At 57.4% G+C, this 765-nt stretch carries 1 protein-coding gene; it reads right to left on the reverse strand.

Annotated elements, in window-relative coordinates; genetic code table 11:
• Positions 1-128: 128 nt before the first annotated feature.
• Complete coding sequence (locus DL1_RS20670; RefSeq protein WP_010138156.1) at positions 129-455, reverse strand: hypothetical protein; 327 nt, start codon at positions 453-455, stop codon at positions 129-131.
• Positions 456-765: the final 310 nt, after the last annotated feature.

The following is a 765-nucleotide window of genomic DNA, read 5'->3' on the forward strand; positions in this document are numbered from 1 at the left end:
CGTTTGCCTCTTGAGAAGTGGAAATCAATTGGCCGTCTGGGCCAACCGAAAAGATGAAACCGTCGGCCAGGGCCGGGGGCGCGGAACAAACGCCTGTACCCAAAGCAACGACGAGCGCAGTCGCGCGGTCAGCTGCCTTTGACCGGAGGCGCGGCGTGGCGTTCGCGGCCACCTTCTTCAAGTGGGATGCTAGCGGTCGTACAGCCCATGTCGGCCAGGAAACTGACAAGGCCAACGATGGTTTTGAAGTCGCGGAGCTTGAGGACGCTTCGGCTGGTGACGAGCATCTTATCGTCACGCCCATCAGTGGCGACGGCGCGGATGACCCACGAGCCGTACCAGCTGTTATGGCGCTTCTCTGCTCTCTCCTTGCAGACCACCTCAATGAGGTAGCCCTCGGCGAGCAAGCCGCGCAGTCCGTCTTCTGTAACCACATTCGGGGCTTCTTCTATCATGGCCTTCCCTTGGGTCCTTGTTCTGCCTGGGTGCAGTATCAGGCCCACGGGGTCGCAACACCGTGAGCGATACAAAACAACATTAATGATAGCAAGACAATAATAACGTGTTGACGAAGTTCGCCTTGCTCCGATAACGGTGATAGCCGACAGAATGATAATCTTAAAGGCGGCAAAGGAGTTTTGCCCTGCGGCTGTTTATTGCGCGCAACGCACCGTTGCTGTTCGCGTTCCTGCTTGGAAGCATGCCGATAGCCGCAGCAGCAGATTGCGTACCTCCCGAACGACCGTTCTTGCCTCAGTCGCAAGA

It is taken from the genome of Thioclava dalianensis, assembly GCF_000715505.1.
In the GTDB taxonomy this organism is placed as follows: Bacteria; Pseudomonadota; Alphaproteobacteria; order Rhodobacterales; family Rhodobacteraceae; genus Thioclava; species Thioclava dalianensis.